This is a genomic window from Pseudomonas sp. B21-041, from assembly GCF_024748675.1.
GTDB classification, from domain to species: domain Bacteria; phylum Pseudomonadota; class Gammaproteobacteria; order Pseudomonadales; family Pseudomonadaceae; genus Aquipseudomonas; species Aquipseudomonas neuropathica.
This window is the reverse complement of sequence record NZ_CP087175.1, coordinates 5223385-5238938: the sequence shown is the minus strand read 5'-3', so window position 1 is coordinate 5238938 and position 15554 is coordinate 5223385. Positions and strand designations below refer to the sequence as shown.

The following is a 15554-nucleotide window of genomic DNA, read 5'->3' as shown; positions in this document are numbered from 1 at the left end:
GCTAACCATACTGCCAGCACACCGACCTGCACTGGAGTTTGAAGTCATGACCGCCGCCCTGATGAACACCTACCAACCGCTAGCCCTGAGTTTCACCAAAGGCCTGGGCACTCGCCTGTGGGATCAGGCCGGTCGCGAGTATCTGGATGCGGTTGCCGGTGTCGCGGTGACCAACGTCGGCCACTCGCACCCGCGGATCGTTTCAGCGATCAGCGAGCAGGCGGGATTGCTGCTGCACACGTCGAATCTGTACAGCATCGACTGGCAGCAGCAACTGGCCAAACGGCTGACCGAGCTGTCGGGGATGGAGCGGGCGTTCTTCAATAACTCCGGTGCCGAGGCCAATGAAACAGCGCTGAAACTGGCGCGTTTGTACGGCTGGCGCAAAGGCATCGAACAGCCGCTGGTGGTGGTCATGGCCAACGCGTTCCATGGCCGCACACTTGGCACTCTGTCGGCCAGTGACGGCCCGGCGGTGCGCCTGGGTTTCAACGAGTTGCCGGGGGATTTCCTCAAAGTGCCGTTCGGTGATCTCGCAGCGCTGGAACAGGTGCAGCAAAAGCATGGCGAGCGGATCGTGGCGATTCTGGTCGAGCCAATCCAGGGCGAAAGCGGAGTACAACTGGCGCCGCCCGGCTACCTGAAAGCCCTGCGCGAACTGTGCAATCGTCACGCGTGGCTACTGATGCTCGACGAGATCCAGACCGGTATCGGCCGCACCGGCCGCTGGTTTGCGTTCCAACATGAAGGCATCGTCCCGGATGTCATGACATTGGCCAAAGGACTGGGCAATGGCGTGCCGATCGGCGCGTGCCTGGCCCGGGGCAGGGTGGCGGATCTGTTTACGCCCGGGAGCCATGGCAGCACCTTCGGCGGCAATCCGCTGGCGTGTCGGGTCGGTTGCACGGTGCTGGACATCATCGAAGAACAGGGCCTGCTGGAAAACGCCCGGATTCAGGGGGAACGGCTATTAACTCGCCTGCGCGCAGAGCTCGCGGACAATCCCAACGTGCTGGCGATTCGTGGTCAGGGTTTGATGATTGGTATCGAGCTGAAACAACCGGTGCGTGATCTGACCCTGATCGCGGCGCGGGATCATGGGCTGTTGATCAACGTCACGCGGGGCAAGACGATACGGCTGCTGCCACCGTTGACGATTGATGAGCGGGAGGTGGAGATGATTGTCAGAGGTGTGGGATGCGTCGTTCAGTTATGACGATTTTCACTCTTCGATCAAATGTCTGACTTTGGCTTTTCCTGCGCGCATTTCGCCGATCGATCTGATCAACCGGTCGGCGTTTGCGGGTGAGCGCATCAAGTAGGCTGTTTCTTCGAGTGTGTTGTTCTCGCCAAGAGGCATCATCACGACAGGCTTAGATTCTTGCCGAGATTGCGAAGTTAGCTCTCGATCCTCGCTGGATGCCAAGAACGTATGGAGGTGAGTACAGGATGACAAGGCGACACCTACTAGTGGTTGTTTCGCAGAAGGGCTTACTGCGAGCACGTTCAGTATCACTTAAGAACTCTGGAGACGTTTCTGAGAAGGTTGTAATCCTTGTCCACTGTCTCGGGCAGTGAGAAACCGCCGCGTTGTCGGCATTCGGCATTCGGCATTCCCGGTGTAGGAAAAAACTATGGCTAGTCCGGATAATCCGCCAGATCCGGCGCCAGCATCCGTGTCTTCGCCTTGCCATTCGAATTGTGCTGAATGATCTCGCGCGGCTGCCCCTGTTCATTGAAAAACACCTGACCGATCCCCGCCGAATTCCATAAGCGTTCACCTGCCTCAGCATGTTCCGGCGTATACGGCACGATGCGCATGCGTCGGCGTTTGGTGAACCAGTTCAGCGGTGAGCGTGGCGAGTAGAGCCAGCGGTTGAGGCGGTCGAACCATTCCAGCAGGGTTTTCGGAAACTCGTTTTTGATCCCGCTGCTGGTGATCTGCCAGATTCGCGGCCCGGCCTTGCGGTGTCGGATAAGTACTTCGTAGACGAAGGAATAATGCACATCGCCCGACAGCACCACGTAGTTACCCGGTGTGCGCGAGTGGCGGAAAATATTCAGGATCACCTGCGCCGCACCGCGATGGGCCATCCAGTTTTCCGCGTCGACCAGCAGTGGAAAACCGCACCAACTGAAGACTTTTTGCACGGTTTCAATCAGCTTCACGCCGAAGATCGGCGCCGGGGAAACGATGATCGCTGACGGGTGATCGAGCAGTTCCTGCTGCAGTTCGCTCAACGCCTCCCAATCGAGCAGGCCCGAGGGTTGTTTGAGCGCCAGCTCGCTGCGCCAGCGGCGGGTACGGGTGTCGATGACTACCAGCGCCGGACTGCTCGGCAGGACGAAATGCCATTGCTGAAAGCGCAGCAAATCATCGATCAGAGCATCTTGCACCGGGCTGTCGAGATACTGGTCATCACCGCTGGCGCTCAGTCCCAGTGTTTTCTCCAAGACATCCTTGAAGGCATCGGGATTGTTGCCCCAGCCCTGACACAACATATAGGCGATCAACGCGTTGCCGATGATGCGTTTGGAGAACGGATGGCCGTAGGCCGTTTCCTCCCATTGCGCGGACAGGTTCCAGTCATCGGTGATGTCGTGATCGTCGAAAATCATCAGGCTCGGCAGATGCGCGAGCGCGCGGGCGACCTTGTCCAATCCAGCCTTGAACGCGTCGATGCGGGTCTGTTCGAGGGTGTAGCGCTTGAGGCGTTCGGGCGTCAGTTCGGGCGCTTGCGGATCGATCAGCGACCAAGGCGTCGGCGACCACACCAGCAGGTACATCGCCATGACTTCGGCGAACGTCACCAGGTGATTGTCAGCACTGCTGCTGGTGAAAATCGGCTTACGCGCACCGCCGAAAAATCGCTCGCGCAATGTCTCGTTGCTCTCCAGCGCCGGTAACAAATCCGCACGGTGGTAGTAACTGGCCGGGTGTTTGTAGAGCTTGGCGCTGTCGCTGACCACGGCGCCTTCGAGGTGTTCGTCAAACAGGCCAAGGCGTTCGATCAAGGCATGAATCGCCCGCAACATCGGGCCGGCCACGTCGTCGGCGTAGACCTGATCGCCGCTCATCATCAACAGGGCGGGGCGTTGTTGTGGATCGGTTTCCGTTGCCAATAATTGGTCGACGCAAAGCAAACCATCCGCCGCCGGGTGATGCGGTTTGCGGCAGGAGCCGTGTAGCAGTTGATCGATCCGTGAGCGCAGGACGAAGTTCGGACTGGTTGCATCGCCGTACAGCAGATGCGGTGCCCAGTCGGCGATGCCCTCTGCATTGTCGATCAGCAGGTCATAGTCGATACGTGTATCGCAGGGCAGGGCGCTGTCGAGAGAAACATCGATGAGATGAACAAACGCCTGACGACCTACGGGAATGACGGCGCATTTCCCGGCGTCGAGAGGAATGTCTCCTACACCTTGCAGGCGCAAGGTCAGCGCCAGTGGCCGCGTGCCGACCAGCCACATGACCACGCGCGTTGGCTCCAGCCGTCGCAACAGCGGGCCGGCCAGGACAGGAGGCAGCGGGATCAGGTCAGCGGGTGTCGAGGACATCGAGGGCAAAGCTCAAGGCGCACAGGCCGGCGATGATAGCGCAGGCGGCGCCTTGATCCCTTAAATAAGCCTTAAGAGTCGGCTTTTTGCACTTTCAGCGCCAACAAACGCCATTGCGCAGGCAGCGCGTCAACTCGCGGCTGCTCTTGCACGGAGCAATCGAAACGGTAGGTGACATCGTCGCCGTTCATGTTGCGCGCGGTGACGGTGTTGTTGAAGGTGTAGACCTGATCCTTGAAGCGGTGGCTGACCAGTGCCTTGCTGTCAGCAAAACGCGCCGAAGCGGGGAAGCGCAACGTGCTGGTCACAAACGGGCTGCACATGACATACGCGATCATCGACTTGTCGGCCTGTGCGTCGCCGCGCAATTTCTTGTTCAGCGCTGCCAGGGCCATGCGCCCCTGATAGTCGCTTTGATCCAGCACGGTCTGTAACCCGATTGATTTCGGCGCCCGGCTGGCGTAATTCGGCAACAGTGCGGAGTCGGCGGGAGAGGGCTTGTCATCCGGCTCGATGGCAGCAAAAGCCGGCGCATCCTTCAGTTCGGCAGCGGGTGTGACTGCCTCGGCTTCAGGCAATAGGGAGGTCGGCTCGATGACTTGCGTGTTTTCAGCCTGCGCCGCTTCGTAGTCATGCGACGAAGGAAACAACGACAACGTGATCGACAGCACTACCATCGCGACAATGAAACCACCCGCTGCGCCGACGATGTTGCCGTAGAAAATATTCCAGCTGCCACGGTTCTTGACCACCCAGCGCCACATGAACCCCCACACCGCGACAATCGCCAGAAAACGCAGAAACTCCATTTGATCCTTTCCTTAAACCTTCAAAACCTGAAATCAACGCACGCCCAAGGTGAACGCTGACGATGGGCGGCAAGATAACAAAACAGACGTGTAATGCCAGTGGCGATAGCAGTGCTCAGTGAAAATTGAGCGCGAAAAACGCCAGCGTCGTCACACCCGCAGCCAACCCACAGATGCCAGCGAAAAGTTGGCGAGCCAACGGATGCTCTGGCCGAGGGCGCCTGACCAGCCACATCCAGACGCCCGCCAACACGCCGAACGTGGTGATCATTTGCAACACGCTACTGGCAAGATTTTCCGGTGAGGGAGACACGTGCGAAGGGAAAAGGCCTGAACAGACCACCGAAAAAATCATTGCAACGATGAAGCCGCTGGCGGCACCCGCCAGGTTGGCGAGGATCAGGTTCCAGGCACCACGGGTCTGCACGACCCAAGCCCAAATGGCTGCCCAGACGAAAAAGTACAACACGGCCATCAAGGTGTTTCTCCCTCTGAAAATTGACTCCATCGAGGAGCTGGCGACCTCGTTACTGGCAGTGGACGGCAAGATAGCAAAATAGTAGCGTCGCGCCATCGCTCTTCTCTGTAATGGACTACCTATGCCTGTCAGAACTCATTTTTTGCGCCTGTTCTGCGCAATCACAATTGCCATCGCAATAACCCCCGCATTCGCCGCCGTGCAAGAACACCCGGAAAACAGCTGGAAGTATTACGCCGGCAACTGCCAGCGCGTGCTGGAAAAAATGGCCGACGTACAAAGCGGTCGGGCCACGGCCTACGACGTGATGTTTGCGCTGGAAAGCAACCTGCAGACCATGAATGAACACCGCTCCAACCTGACGCCCAATCACCAGGGCTCGCGAGAATTCGCCGAATGCGAAAACTTCGCGGGCCAGGCTGAATCAATCATTGCCCAAGGCAAAGCCGAGTTCGCCGCGAAAATGCAAGGCGCTGCGGAGGAAGGCCGCATCGCCCACCAGAACTCCCCCGAATACCAACGCGCCCGCGCCCTCGGCTACGGCGACGTCGGCGACATCTCCTTCCTGAAACTGCACGAAGACACCGACGGCGAAGCACGCCTGAAAACCATGTTGATCACCGTCGATGAAATCTGCGGCCAATACTTCCGCGCCACGCAATACGTGAAACCGTATGTGATCTATACGGTCCGGCCTTCTGACGGCGGTTGTGGTGAGGTGAAACGCGTGGCGGTGGTTGGCGGCCGATCAGTGGAGAAGGGCGATTACATTGATGAGAAGGGCGAATTTCAATATCTGGGCTGGAAAAAGCTTGTTGGCGCCGATGGCTTCCCGACGGATATCCGCGTGCTGAAAGCCCGTCGTTGAACCAAAGAAATACCGGGATGTTTTCTTGAAGATGAGGATGGACAAATGATCGACTTCAACAACAAAGGCTTCTTCAAACTCAAGCAGAACGATGAGTACGCCGAACGCGTAAGCGCGCTGCTGCTGGATGGCGAAGAAGTGATCGACTCTTACAAGGCCATGCGTGACGGCGTGGTGTTTACCAACAAACGTATCATCGCGGTCAACGTTCAGGGGATTACCGGCAGCAAGAAGGATTTCACGTCCTTGCCGTACAAGAACATCGTCGCCTACTCCGTGGAAACCTCGGGCACGTTCGATCTGGATTCGGAGCTGGAGATTTACTTCTCGTCACTGGGGAAGGTGAAGTTCGAATTCACCGGGAAGACGTCGATGGTGGAGATTTCCAAGTACATCTCGAAGCATCTGCTGTAACGGCTCAGCCCATTACAAGATGTCTTTCAAATAGCCCTTGAGCGCAAGGAGCGGCTGATCCAGCTGCTCCAGCGAACGCGCCTCACTGAACTCAGCGGACAATTTGTGCAACTCACGTCCCAGCGGTTTTTCGACACCGCCCAAGGCATTCATCGCCAGGCCAAGGCATTGATTCATCTTGAACTGAATGGTCTCGACATCCCCGCGCCGTACCAATAGTTCGAAAATGTCTTTCTGGTAATCGCCCATGACCATGTCGTCCCGCAGGATCGGGCTCAGGCCTTCTTCCTCGTAAGCGAGTTTGAGGGAGAAAAGGGCGACTGTTTCCAGTGACGTTTCCATGGGGTGCCTTTAGCGACGTCCGTCAGTGTGAGAGTTGATGACTGGAGGCAGCCACCGTCAGGTGCAAGATGCGTAGGGCTGCTTTCAGAGGGGTGTGATTATACGGAGCGGGATCAACAAGTGCAGCCCAAAGGCGAGGCCGGGCACGATGAAGCCGATCAATAACCTTCACGGGATTGAGCGGCATTTCCATCGGAGGCCGGCGAGTATTATGGTGAACCTTCACCCACTCGACGTTAACTGTTGAATACGAATGGAGCGACGACCATGGAATACGACGACAAACTGATGGAAGACGCCGTGCTTGCACTGTTGGCAGCACTCAGTTCCGACGACGGCAATGCCTGGAAAGGATTCGATTTCGAGATCATGAACCGATTGCATGAGCAGGGTTTTATCAGTAACCCGGTGAACAGGAACAAGTCGGTCTGGTTGACGGAGGAGGGGCTGGAGCGAGGGCGGGCGATAGCGGCGCGGTTGTTTGGAAGAGGTGCGCAAGCCGAGCCTTGATCCGGTTCCGAAGCCTGATTCCGTGACATGCGAGGTCGCGTTTCAGGAGGTCGTAACTTTGTGAAATTGACCGCAGCTTGCGCACTGGAACGCGGCCAGCATTCTGCGAGCGCTTTCCGGCAGACGAAAGAAAGGCTTTGTTTTGGTGCCCGAGGGAGACTTGAGCGTTCCACATCAAACGTCCCTTGTATCGGGATTGTACAATTAGGGATACAAGGTCTGCTGCTACTCCACCTTTCAGCTTTGCGGAGGCATCTTCTTGCTCAGCGCTTGAACAGATTTTTCAACATGATCAACAAAACTTTTCACATCGTCCATTGTTAATTCAACCAATTGAGTAGGGAAGTGTTGTTCATTGCCCTCCTTGTCGCGACCGTTTCGGTGTACCACATCGTGACGAAGCACTATCGTTTTGTGCAGCCGACGCTTGAGTTCTTTATCTGGAAAAATCTCAATTTTAAGCGCGAAACTGAAAATCACTTCAATTTTGGCCAGGTTGTGGTAAAGCAGCCCACGCAGGTAGGTTTGAACCCGCTCCTCTACTATTTTTGGGTTTCCCAGAATCTCATTTAGAGAAATTTTTTCTGCGGAAAGCTCTTTGTCTTCGGCCACCATGCGCTGCATTGCCATAGGGTCTTTCAACACCGCGCTCTGGAGGGTGTCACCCAGGTAGGCCTCCATGGCGCTGATCGTTTCGGCAAAAACCATTCGATTAATTACTGAAGCGGATCGCTTCAGCACACCTGTGCCACCAATGCCGTACTCAGCCAGGACGTCGCCCAAGTGATGTTGGTTGGACTCGAATACATCAAATGGGTTTGGAGGTGTGTAATCGTTTAACCAATCCTCGTCATCAGGACCATCAGCCGAAAATGGTGCTTCGTCAGCATCTACTTCGACGTCAGGGTATTCATCGAGCTCTATAAAACAACCTGCTGGCGAGTTTTGCACGTGAACGCTGAATGGGGCGCCACATTCATTGCATTCAATATCAGTGTCATCCTCCGATAACGAGTCGGACAGCGGCTCCACGCACCAGTCGACCTCAGGGACATCGACGGTCACACAGGCAGATTTCTTACACGCTGGACATTGGAATCTTGCGGTAGTGGTGAGTTGAGCCATTAATCAAATTCCCTATTCGTGGTGTCCTGTTTTTGGCATTTTACCCTTCGGAGTGAGTCTATTAAGCCATGCTCTTAACTGTCCGTCGCGTCCGCAAAAAGCTTGGTGGTATGGCAAATTGACATGGTGAGACAAGATCAGCACTATGCTTTGGATCCGTTTTCCATCTTTTAATCGTTGAACTCCACATGCCGTACGCAAATTTGTGCTCCCGACCCCTATGCAGGAGCACTCTGTCCATGAACTGGCACCCTATTGGTGCTCGCTTAGAGAGGCTGGGCCAGGATGTCATCACTAGGAGAATTACCCAAAGGCGTACATCAGATTGTCACATTGCCGTCGCCTCCACTGGGCGACCTGTGGAAGTCTATTTTCCTTGACCAAGGTATAAAAGATCAGTTGCTTGGTCAGGCAGTGGTCAATTTTACTGTTCGAAAGACGGTCCCGCGGACCATCCTGCCCTTGCACGGTACGATTTTGCTAGTCGGCGAACCCGGGACTGGAAAAACTTCACTAGCCCGAGGTTTGGCCCACAAAACAGCAGAAATTTTTACCAATCAGAAGTTTTCCCTGATTGAAGTCGATCCTCATGCGTTGGGTAGCGCCATGATGGGAAAAACCCAGAGGGCGGTTTCAGAGCTGTTTGGTCAGACTATCGCAGAGGCAGCGATGGCTGGCCCCACCATCGTGCTGCTGGATGAAGTGGAAACTCTTGCTGCAGACCGCAGCAAGCTGAGCCTGAGTGCAAACCCGGTGGATATCCACCGGGCTACAGATGCCGTACTGGTTCAATTAGATTTGCTCGCCGAGTCACATAAAAATCTGTTGTTTATCGCTACATCAAACTTTCCGCAGGCGGTAGATGAAGCGTTCACCTCACGTTGTGATTTGGTGATAGAAATCCCACTTCCCAACCGCGATGCGTGTGGGCAGATATTGAATTCCTGCCTTTCCGACTTGGGCCAGTTTTTCCCCGCAGTTGCCAAACTGCCTCGCGCCCCTGGTTTTACTGACGTCTTGCATGAGATTTTTGGGCTGGATGGGCGAGCTATTCGTAAGCTCGTTGCCAGCGCGATGACGCTTCGTAAGGAGGTCGCACTCAAGCCCGGCGAACTGAAGGTGTCAGATCTGTTGCAGGCGGCCAGAGCTTCCAAGGCAGTACGCTTGAGGAGGGAGATCGCATGAGTTCAGTAGTCAGCCGCGTCATTCGAAGTTCGCCTCAGCGCAGCACTACCGATACATGGAGCTTTATAGTCGATCTGCTGACCAAAGGTGAGTACAGCGACAAACGTAACGAACTGCTTTCCGTGTCAGGCGTTGCCAGTTCGATTATTGCGGAGCAGGCAGCCAAAGATGCTGCAATCGTGATCACTTGTGACGGGCCACGCACACGGATCTACTGTCTGTATGACGATGATGCGCTTGCTGTCGGGGACGAGAAGGAAGATCGGCTTGGGCACGATGCCCTTAAGGGAGATTGGGGGGTTTCATTACCGTGTCCAGAAGAAGATCTGGCTTGGGTCCAGCGGGCGCTGAAAGCCAAAAGCTCGCGCATTACCGCCCGGAACATGACTCAAAGTCTAGCGGACAAGTCCTCCGAGACCCACGCTGCGGCTGATAGCGCTTTCACTGTTGACGTCGACAGGTTCTTAAAATCATGACGGCCGTTTCTGTTTATTCCTATACCCAATCCGTTACATACGTGACCGATAACATTCTCAAGAGTCTGAAAGACATCCTCCGTGAAAGCGGCCTGGATCCGGCGGGGCTAGTGGGGGATTGGGATGTCCTACACCGGGGAATCAAGGCGTGGATCGATTCCAAACATCTTGAGCTAGTGATTCTAGAAATCCACCACCCGAAGACTGACGCTCTGATTACTCGGTGGGATATCGCGGTGTCGTATACGTGGGACAGTTCCGCAGGTAGCTTCTGGGCCGATACTGAGCAACTGAAGTATGCGATCAAGAAGGCTGGCGTGACGCCATCCGATGCTTCTTACCGTGTAGTGGTCACCACTGCCAATGGTCGACCGGATGTCTCGGGTTGGAGCACCTGCAATTTGAGATCAACCGAGGGTTTTGTACGTCAGAGCTTGGGTACCACTATTGAACACAACGGTCTGGGCGCGAATACCACCTACTGGAGAAGTACCTGATGCTGACAATCGATGAGGCATTTCGCAAGTTCAAGAGTCGGTTAGAGCTCAACGACAAGGAGCAGAAGAACGCAAGCGAGCGTCATACTGAAATTCGTGAATTCGTCCGTTCTAAGTTTTCAATCGACAATGATTTTCTGACTGGTTCCTACGCCCGCTTCACCAAGACCAAACCACTAAAAGATATCGATATCTTCTTTGTGATGAAGGAGTCTGAAAAGCAATATCGGAGCAAGTCCGCAGGCGTGGTTCTGGACGATTATGAAAAGGCGTTAATCGACAAGTATGGGAATGCTGCAGTTCGGCGCCAGAGTCGCTCGATCAATGTCGACTTCGGGGTCGAGATCAAAGAGGAAGACAAGACCGATTATAAAATTCTCAGTATCGACGTGGTGCCAGCGTTCGCTTGCGGTGAGGACTTTGAGATTCCAGACGATGATACGGGTAAGTGGATCAAGACTAATCCAAAAAAGCACGCCGAGAAAGCCACGAACGCCCATCAGGCCTATGGCAATGAGTGGAAAGGTCTAGTGCGGATGGTTAAATACTGGAATAACAACCCAAAGCACGGGGAGAAACCGGTCAAGCCGTCGTTCATGATTGAGGTGATGGCGCTGCAGTGTTTGTATGGAGGGTGGGGAGGACAGTTTGACCGCGAGCTGCAGAGCTTCTTCGCCACCTTGGCTGATCGAATCGGCGAAGTTTGGTTGGATCCGGCCGAGCTGGGACCGCCCATCAGCGATTCAATGGATCCGCAGCGGGTGGCCAGTGCGCAGCGGGCACTGCGTCAAGCAGCCGAAGAGGCGGGACAGGCAATCCACCTGGTGCGCCAAGGCAAGAACGGCGAAGCCCTGAAGGCCTGGCGCGCGTTGCTCGGTCCCATGTTCCCACTGAGCTGAATCGCCATGGCACAAGCAGTTATCACACGCCGTGATGGCGATGTTTTTCAGGCGCGGATGTTCTGGCTGCACGCCGCACGCTTGCTGGATCCTGAGAGCAATATATTACGGGTCGGCTTTGAGTCAGGGTTAAAAGGTTTTGATGATATCTGGATTGAGTACGATCCAGACAAGGCGCCGCCGGACCATGTTGGACAGGCGCTGCGGTTTGAGCGGATGCAATGCAAATGGCACGCGGTGCCTGGATCATTCACTCACCTTGATCTGGCCACCCCTGAGTACATCAACGCCACAACTACCTCGCTGTTAAAGCGTGCGCTCGACGCTCACCGTCACGATGCGGCGAACAATCAGGTCTCAAAGCTGATTCTGGTGACTAATCACGGCGTCGCAGCGGACGACATACTCAACCGGCATATTCGGCAGCGTTCGCTGAACTTGGACGTGAATAAGTTGTTCGATGGCAGTACGCCGCGCAGTGCCAGAGGGAAACTGAGAAAACTGTGGGCCGAGCATCTGGGCGTCGACGAAGATGAACTTGAACAGCTGTGTGGCCGGCTCGGATTTCACCTGACCCGCGATTCGCTTGATGGGCTCCGTGAGTTGCTTGATCAGGCCTGTCGGGCCAATGGATTGATTCGTCCTGCCCCCAACGCGAGTACAACTCCCTATGATGCCAATATTTTCGAGTGGGTAGGCCATCAGCGGACCGAGTACACGCGTGAATCGTTCAGGGATCAGTGCGCCCAGGAAGGTTTGCTGGCAAGCAAACCGGTCAACCCTGTCTATTCCTTCGGTGTGAAAACCTTCGAGCATGCCCTGGACCGTTTGGACAACCGCTGTGTCGAAGTTCTGGACCTGGTTCCAGAGTTTGATGAACGAAGTATTCGTAACACCGATGCTTGGCGCGACTCGCTGTTGCCTAGACTGCGGGAATTCCTGCTCAGACTACCGACGCGTGAGGGGCGCATTCGATTGGCAATCGAAGCGCACTTGACGTTGGCGTTTGCCGCGGGCGTCGTGCTGGATACCAAGTCCGGGCGTCTGGTCGAGCTTGAGCAAAGATCGCCGGTATTGAGGATCTGGGCGGCCGATGATGAGCCTCTTTCGTCTATGCATGCCACGTGGATATTTGAGGAGCACGAACTGGATCCTGAGGGGCAGGGTACTGCCTGTGCCGTGAGTGTCACCCGGGATACTGAAGGCGCTGTGCGTCACTACCTCGGGCAGAGTGGGCTGAAGTTGCGCCGATTACTGGTCGCTAAGCCTAGTGTCGGCGTGTCGGCGCAGGCGATCGTCTCCGGTGCCCACGCGAATGCGTTGGCCGAGCAATTTGCGGCAAGAATTCGTGTTGATCGTGACGCTCGCCTAAGCTCACGACTTGAGCGTTATCATCTTTTCATCGCAGCCCCAAACGCATTCACTTTTTATTTAGGGCGCCAAGTGGCGATGCTCAAACCGCTAACACTATATGAATTCGATTTTGAGTTTCAGGTGAATAACTCTTATCAACCCTCACTCACTTACCCGGAGGTCGCCACCGTGCTACCCACGGGATAGTCGACTAGACGGGTTATTTGAGAATGATCAGCGTTTGAAAGTTTGTTAAGAAAAAGGAGTAAATATGATAAGTGCGCTACCTTCCAATCTTCGTAGTCTTGTTGAGAGAATCGATGCGGCGATAAAAAAGTGGCCAATTCAGGTGTCACTGGATCATGCAATAAAGTGGGTGTTGCAGTTTGATAAGGATGATTACTCGCTCGCTGTTAAAATTATAGAACATCTCGATGTGCTGGGGGCCGCTCAAATTAGATCGGCATTGGAAGTCGCGCACACGAAACTTGTTAGAAAGATTTCCGAAAAAGGGTTTCCCATGAAGGGGAATAATACGTTGTTTGCAGCTGTTGGTAGCTCCGCGAAAAGTGGAGCTTTGATTGCATATCATTATAGGGTCACCGCCGATATTCCCGAAGATAACTTTGTTTCCAGTGATGAGGAAGATCAGTTGGATCTTTCGAGGATCGAAAATATTGTTCTTGTTGATGACGTTATAGGGTCGGGGAAAACTATTGCTAAAGAAGTAAGTCGGGTGGCTGAAGAGGTCTACTCACTGTCTCGCACGAGAAATATTTTTGTCCTCACAGTTGCGGGATATGACGACGGTATAAAACATGTTCTAGATGGAACCGGAGCCTCCGTGGTAACAGCTCTGGAGTACAATGTAAGAGATACCGTAGCAAATTTGGATGCGGTCTTTTACCAAGGTATGCCAATGTCTGAGAGGAGTGCCGCTCTTGAAAGTATAAAACGTTATTGCAGGGTTGTTTCATCTTCTGGTCTGGGATTTATGGATCTTGGCGGGCTTTTGGTTTTTGATCATAATACACCCAATACCACGTTGCCTATAATATGGAGTAATAGTAAAGGTTGGCTCCCACTATTTCCGCGTGCAGCAAAAATCCCCGGTGCTGCCAAAGTACTCAAAAGTGCCGAGGACGAACGTAAAAAGACTGCAGGCGCGAAAACAGTTGTCAATCCTATAGTTGAGCGTAAAACGGCGGAACTTACGCTTTTTGTCGAGGGGAAAGTGGATGAGATTTTTGTTGATTACTTTTTAAGTAAGCAGGATCTTTCACGAAGAATTAATGTTGGCAATGTGAATGCCATCGCGTTAGGTGGTCTATATCAATCAACGAAGCTTCTTGAGCTTTTGCAAACAAGTAAAAAGCACGCGATCTTTGTTCTTGATAACGATATGTATGCCAAGCGGGCTTCTGCAAGATTAAATGATTTGAACGAAGTTCATGTTATGCATCTTAAGCCTAGCTTTATTGCAATGCTTGATATCGAAAGAGTGTATGCCAGTAAAGAGCGCTTTCCTGATTTGCCAGATACCTTCTCAAATATCGAAGATGCGAAATGGTTACATGAAGTAGAGAGGGCTACTATAAAGAGAGGTCCAGTACTTGCAAGCTCTGAAAGGATTGTGCAGTTTATTGATGAGTTTTTGGATCCTGCTAAGTATGATCAGTTTTGTGACGATTTGCGCAAGGAAGCTGATAAGGTTTTCCCTAACTCTTCTGATGGTTGAGCCTGATATGCAGTCTTGACTAAAGGCGGTTTCAACGGCGCCATCTCGGCGAAGTGCTCTTCAATCGCCTTCAGTTATTCATCACGGTGGATGGTTCAGTTGGTCGATCTCATCGATCAACCGTTGCTTCGTCTCGCAGCTAGTGGTCGCGTGAGTGCTACCCGAATTCGGCGATACAAGCACGGTGGACGCGCTATTGCCCAGTTCGCTGGCTAGCAGTTCGTGTTGTTTTGTAGAGGCTTGGAATTCTTTCGTCTGTCTTGTCCCTTCGAATTACTTTTGGGTTGGATGAGTAGCTAGCGAGGCCGGGAATAAGCCGACGCTACCTCGATCAGCAGAGTCGCCCTCGGGCAGCCCGAGCCTCATCAGTTCCCGGAGTCGTTTTCACGATGTAGTGGCATTGCGGACCGAGGCCAGGCAGCCGGTGCAAATGCGATGCCTTACCGTCGCTGTCCGGTTCCAGCGCTCTGCGCTGTAGAAGTTCAGGTGTTGGTGGTGTGCATGGTGTTGACCATGCCCATGCTCTAGCGTTTTGCGAAAACCAAGGCGGTCGATGGTGCGCGGGCCGTATTCCTCGATCTTGGGTGCCGCCGACTCCCACCGTGTGAAGCGGCTTTCACCGAGGCGCTCGATCACCTGGCGCAGGTGTGCCAAGATCTTATTGCCCTTGAAGTTACCGTCAGCGCCGCGCTAGTTCACACAGGCGCTCATGCACATAAGTGCGTGGGCAAGGGAGGCTTGCCCGCTGGCGGATGCTAGGAGTCATTGATCGATAAAAGCCTTCCCGAGAGCGTTGAGAATGATTGCTCACAGGTGAAGGATTTACATCGTTAGAGCGCATGCCGACTGAGTAAAGTCAGGATAAGTGGTTGGCAGACTTCAGCGGCGGGAGGGTGGCGTGAATGCACTGAGCTCGGCTCGTCCTGTGCCTATATCGGTAATGAAGTTTTAATGCGTCAGGCTAAGGAATAAAGGAGTGGGGCAATTGCTCTGAAACTGAACAACTGAGAGTGGTGCTGATTAATTTCGAGGTAGCTAACGCAGCGCATGCGTAGCCGTGCAGGGGGATGAATGAGGATAGTGGGAAAAAATCATTTTTCTATAGGCGAAAAAAAAGGCCTTGCTAAGCAAGACCTTTCTTAATTTTGGTGCCCCGAGGGAGACTCGAACTCCCACTCCTTTCGAAAACGGATTTTGAATCCGCCGCGTCTACCAATTCCGCCATCAGGGCTCAATGGCGGCGAAGTATAGAGATGAGATTACCGTCGGTCAATCAGGTACATAGAGAATTTTCGATATTTC

At 54.0% G+C, this 15554-nt stretch carries 16 protein-coding genes, 1 tRNA gene and 1 pseudogene; 10 read left to right on the top strand and 8 right to left on the bottom strand.

Annotation, left to right across the window (positions count from 1 at the left end):
* Nucleotides 1-46: 46 nt before the first annotated feature.
* The gene (locus tag LOY43_RS23200) at nt 47-1216 is read left to right on the top strand and encodes an aspartate aminotransferase family protein (protein ID WP_258708797.1); all 1170 of its coding nucleotides are present in this window, start codon (nt 47-49) and stop codon (nt 1214-1216) included.
* A gap of 6 nt (nt 1217-1222) precedes the next feature.
* Here LOY43_RS23200 and LOY43_RS23195 read toward each other — a convergent pair whose 3' ends face one another.
* From LOY43_RS23195 to LOY43_RS23180, 4 genes are all read right to left on the bottom strand, one after another.
* Nucleotides 1223-1426: a prevent-host-death protein gene (locus LOY43_RS23195; protein WP_258709946.1), complete on the bottom strand. Its 204-nt coding sequence runs from the start codon at nt 1424-1426 to the stop codon at nt 1223-1225.
* Nucleotides 1427-1638: 212 nt separating this feature from the next.
* Nucleotides 1639-3558, bottom strand: coding sequence for an alkaline phosphatase D family protein (locus LOY43_RS23190; protein WP_258708796.1), 1920 nt, complete (start codon nt 3556-3558; stop codon nt 1639-1641).
* 71 nt (nt 3559-3629) lie between these two features.
* Entirely contained in the window at nt 3630-4367 is a 738-nt protein-coding gene (locus LOY43_RS23185) for a hypothetical protein (RefSeq protein WP_258708795.1), read from the bottom strand.
* A gap of 115 nt (nt 4368-4482) precedes the next feature.
* The gene (locus tag LOY43_RS23180; protein WP_256579889.1) at nt 4483-4941 is read right to left on the bottom strand and encodes a hypothetical protein; all 459 of its coding nucleotides are present in this window, start codon (nt 4939-4941) and stop codon (nt 4483-4485) included.
* Between the two features lie 25 nt (nt 4942-4966).
* Here LOY43_RS23180 and LOY43_RS23175 point away from each other — a divergent pair, with 25 nt between their 5' ends.
* Together LOY43_RS23175 and LOY43_RS23170 are read left to right on the top strand one after the other, a co-directional pair.
* Entirely contained in the window at nt 4967-5713 is a 747-nt protein-coding gene (locus tag LOY43_RS23175) for a hypothetical protein (protein WP_258708794.1), read from the top strand.
* Between the two features lie 45 nt (nt 5714-5758).
* Nucleotides 5759-6127, top strand: coding sequence for a PH domain-containing protein (locus tag LOY43_RS23170; RefSeq protein ID WP_034156100.1), 369 nt, complete (start codon nt 5759-5761; stop codon nt 6125-6127).
* A gap of 12 nt (nt 6128-6139) precedes the next feature.
* Here LOY43_RS23170 and LOY43_RS23165 read toward each other — a convergent pair whose 3' ends face one another.
* Nucleotides 6140-6469, bottom strand: coding sequence for a hypothetical protein (locus LOY43_RS23165; RefSeq protein ID WP_258708793.1), 330 nt, complete (start codon nt 6467-6469; stop codon nt 6140-6142).
* A 267-nt stretch (nt 6470-6736) separates the two neighbouring features.
* Between LOY43_RS23165 and LOY43_RS23160 the strand changes: the two genes are divergently transcribed.
* Entirely contained in the window at nt 6737-6979 is a 243-nt protein-coding gene (locus LOY43_RS23160; protein ID WP_258708792.1) for a DUF6429 family protein, read from the top strand.
* Between the two features lie 237 nt (nt 6980-7216).
* Here the strand turns inward: LOY43_RS23160 and LOY43_RS23155 are convergent, their stop codons facing one another.
* Nucleotides 7217-8104 (bottom strand): hypothetical protein, encoded by an 888-nt coding sequence (locus LOY43_RS23155; protein ID WP_258708791.1) that lies wholly within the window; start codon nt 8102-8104, stop codon nt 7217-7219.
* A 285-nt stretch (nt 8105-8389) separates the two neighbouring features.
* Between LOY43_RS23155 and LOY43_RS23150 the strand changes: the two genes are divergently transcribed.
* The 6 genes from LOY43_RS23150 (at nt 8390) to LOY43_RS23125 (ending at nt 14252) form a co-directional block, all read left to right on the top strand.
* Nucleotides 8390-9289: an AAA family ATPase gene (locus LOY43_RS23150; RefSeq protein ID WP_258708790.1), complete on the top strand. Its 900-nt coding sequence runs from the start codon at nt 8390-8392 to the stop codon at nt 9287-9289.
* Nucleotides 9286-9765 carry a hypothetical protein gene (locus tag LOY43_RS23145; protein ID WP_258708789.1) on the top strand — a complete coding sequence of 160 codons (480 nt, stop codon included), beginning with the start codon at nt 9286-9288 and terminating at the stop codon, nt 9763-9765. The genes LOY43_RS23150 and LOY43_RS23145 overlap by 4 nt, the downstream gene beginning before the upstream one ends.
* Nucleotides 9762-10262, top strand: coding sequence for an HORMA domain containing protein (locus LOY43_RS23140; protein ID WP_258708788.1), 501 nt, complete (start codon nt 9762-9764; stop codon nt 10260-10262). Before LOY43_RS23145 ends, LOY43_RS23140 begins: the two co-directional genes overlap by 4 nt.
* Complete coding sequence (locus tag LOY43_RS23135) at nt 10262-11161, top strand: CBASS oligonucleotide cyclase (RefSeq protein WP_258708787.1); 900 nt, start codon at nt 10262-10264, stop codon at nt 11159-11161. Before LOY43_RS23140 ends, LOY43_RS23135 begins: the two co-directional genes overlap by 1 nt.
* A gap of 6 nt (nt 11162-11167) precedes the next feature.
* Nucleotides 11168-12721 (top strand): SAVED domain-containing protein, encoded by a 1554-nt coding sequence (locus LOY43_RS23130; protein ID WP_258708786.1) that lies wholly within the window; start codon nt 11168-11170, stop codon nt 12719-12721.
* 64 nt (nt 12722-12785) lie between these two features.
* The gene (locus tag LOY43_RS23125) at nt 12786-14252 is read left to right on the top strand and encodes a hypothetical protein (RefSeq protein WP_258708785.1); all 1467 of its coding nucleotides are present in this window, start codon (nt 12786-12788) and stop codon (nt 14250-14252) included.
* Nucleotides 14253-14583: 331 nt separating this feature from the next.
* On the opposite strand, the pseudogene LOY43_RS23120 reads toward LOY43_RS23125, so the two are convergent.
* Both LOY43_RS23120 and LOY43_RS23115 read right to left on the bottom strand, forming a co-directional pair.
* Nucleotides 14584-14942: pseudogene (locus LOY43_RS23120) on the bottom strand (DNA/RNA helicase, superfamily II protein); the annotation flags it as partial.
* 456 nt (nt 14943-15398) lie between these two features.
* Nucleotides 15399-15483: transfer RNA gene (locus tag LOY43_RS23115), tRNA-Leu, on the bottom strand.
* Nucleotides 15484-15554: the final 71 nt, after the last annotated feature.

Coding starts and splice junctions, on each gene's coding strand:
- LOY43_RS23200 (WP_258708797.1), top strand. CDS start 47: ATGACCGCCGCCCTGATGAACACCTACCAACCGCTAGCCCTGAGTTTC.
- LOY43_RS23190 (WP_258708796.1), bottom strand. CDS start 3,558: ATGTCCTCGACACCCGCTGACCTGATCCCGCTGCCTCCTGTCCTGGCC.
- LOY43_RS23185 (WP_258708795.1), bottom strand. CDS start 4,367: ATGGAGTTTCTGCGTTTTCTGGCGATTGTCGCGGTGTGGGGGTTCATG.
- LOY43_RS23180 (WP_256579889.1), bottom strand. CDS start 4,941: ATGGCGCGACGCTACTATTTTGCTATCTTGCCGTCCACTGCCAGTAAC.
- LOY43_RS23175 (WP_258708794.1), top strand. CDS start 4,967: ATGCCTGTCAGAACTCATTTTTTGCGCCTGTTCTGCGCAATCACAATT.
- LOY43_RS23170 (WP_034156100.1), top strand. CDS start 5,759: ATGATCGACTTCAACAACAAAGGCTTCTTCAAACTCAAGCAGAACGAT.
- LOY43_RS23165 (WP_258708793.1), bottom strand. CDS start 6,469: ATGGAAACGTCACTGGAAACAGTCGCCCTTTTCTCCCTCAAACTCGCT.
- LOY43_RS23160 (WP_258708792.1), top strand. CDS start 6,737: ATGGAATACGACGACAAACTGATGGAAGACGCCGTGCTTGCACTGTTG.
- LOY43_RS23155 (WP_258708791.1), bottom strand. CDS start 8,104: ATGGCTCAACTCACCACTACCGCAAGATTCCAATGTCCAGCGTGTAAG.
- LOY43_RS23150 (WP_258708790.1), top strand. CDS start 8,390: ATGTCATCACTAGGAGAATTACCCAAAGGCGTACATCAGATTGTCACA.
- LOY43_RS23145 (WP_258708789.1), top strand. CDS start 9,286: ATGAGTTCAGTAGTCAGCCGCGTCATTCGAAGTTCGCCTCAGCGCAGC.
- LOY43_RS23140 (WP_258708788.1), top strand. CDS start 9,762: ATGACGGCCGTTTCTGTTTATTCCTATACCCAATCCGTTACATACGTG.
- LOY43_RS23135 (WP_258708787.1), top strand. CDS start 10,262: ATGCTGACAATCGATGAGGCATTTCGCAAGTTCAAGAGTCGGTTAGAG.
- LOY43_RS23130 (WP_258708786.1), top strand. CDS start 11,168: ATGGCACAAGCAGTTATCACACGCCGTGATGGCGATGTTTTTCAGGCG.
- LOY43_RS23125 (WP_258708785.1), top strand. CDS start 12,786: ATGATAAGTGCGCTACCTTCCAATCTTCGTAGTCTTGTTGAGAGAATC.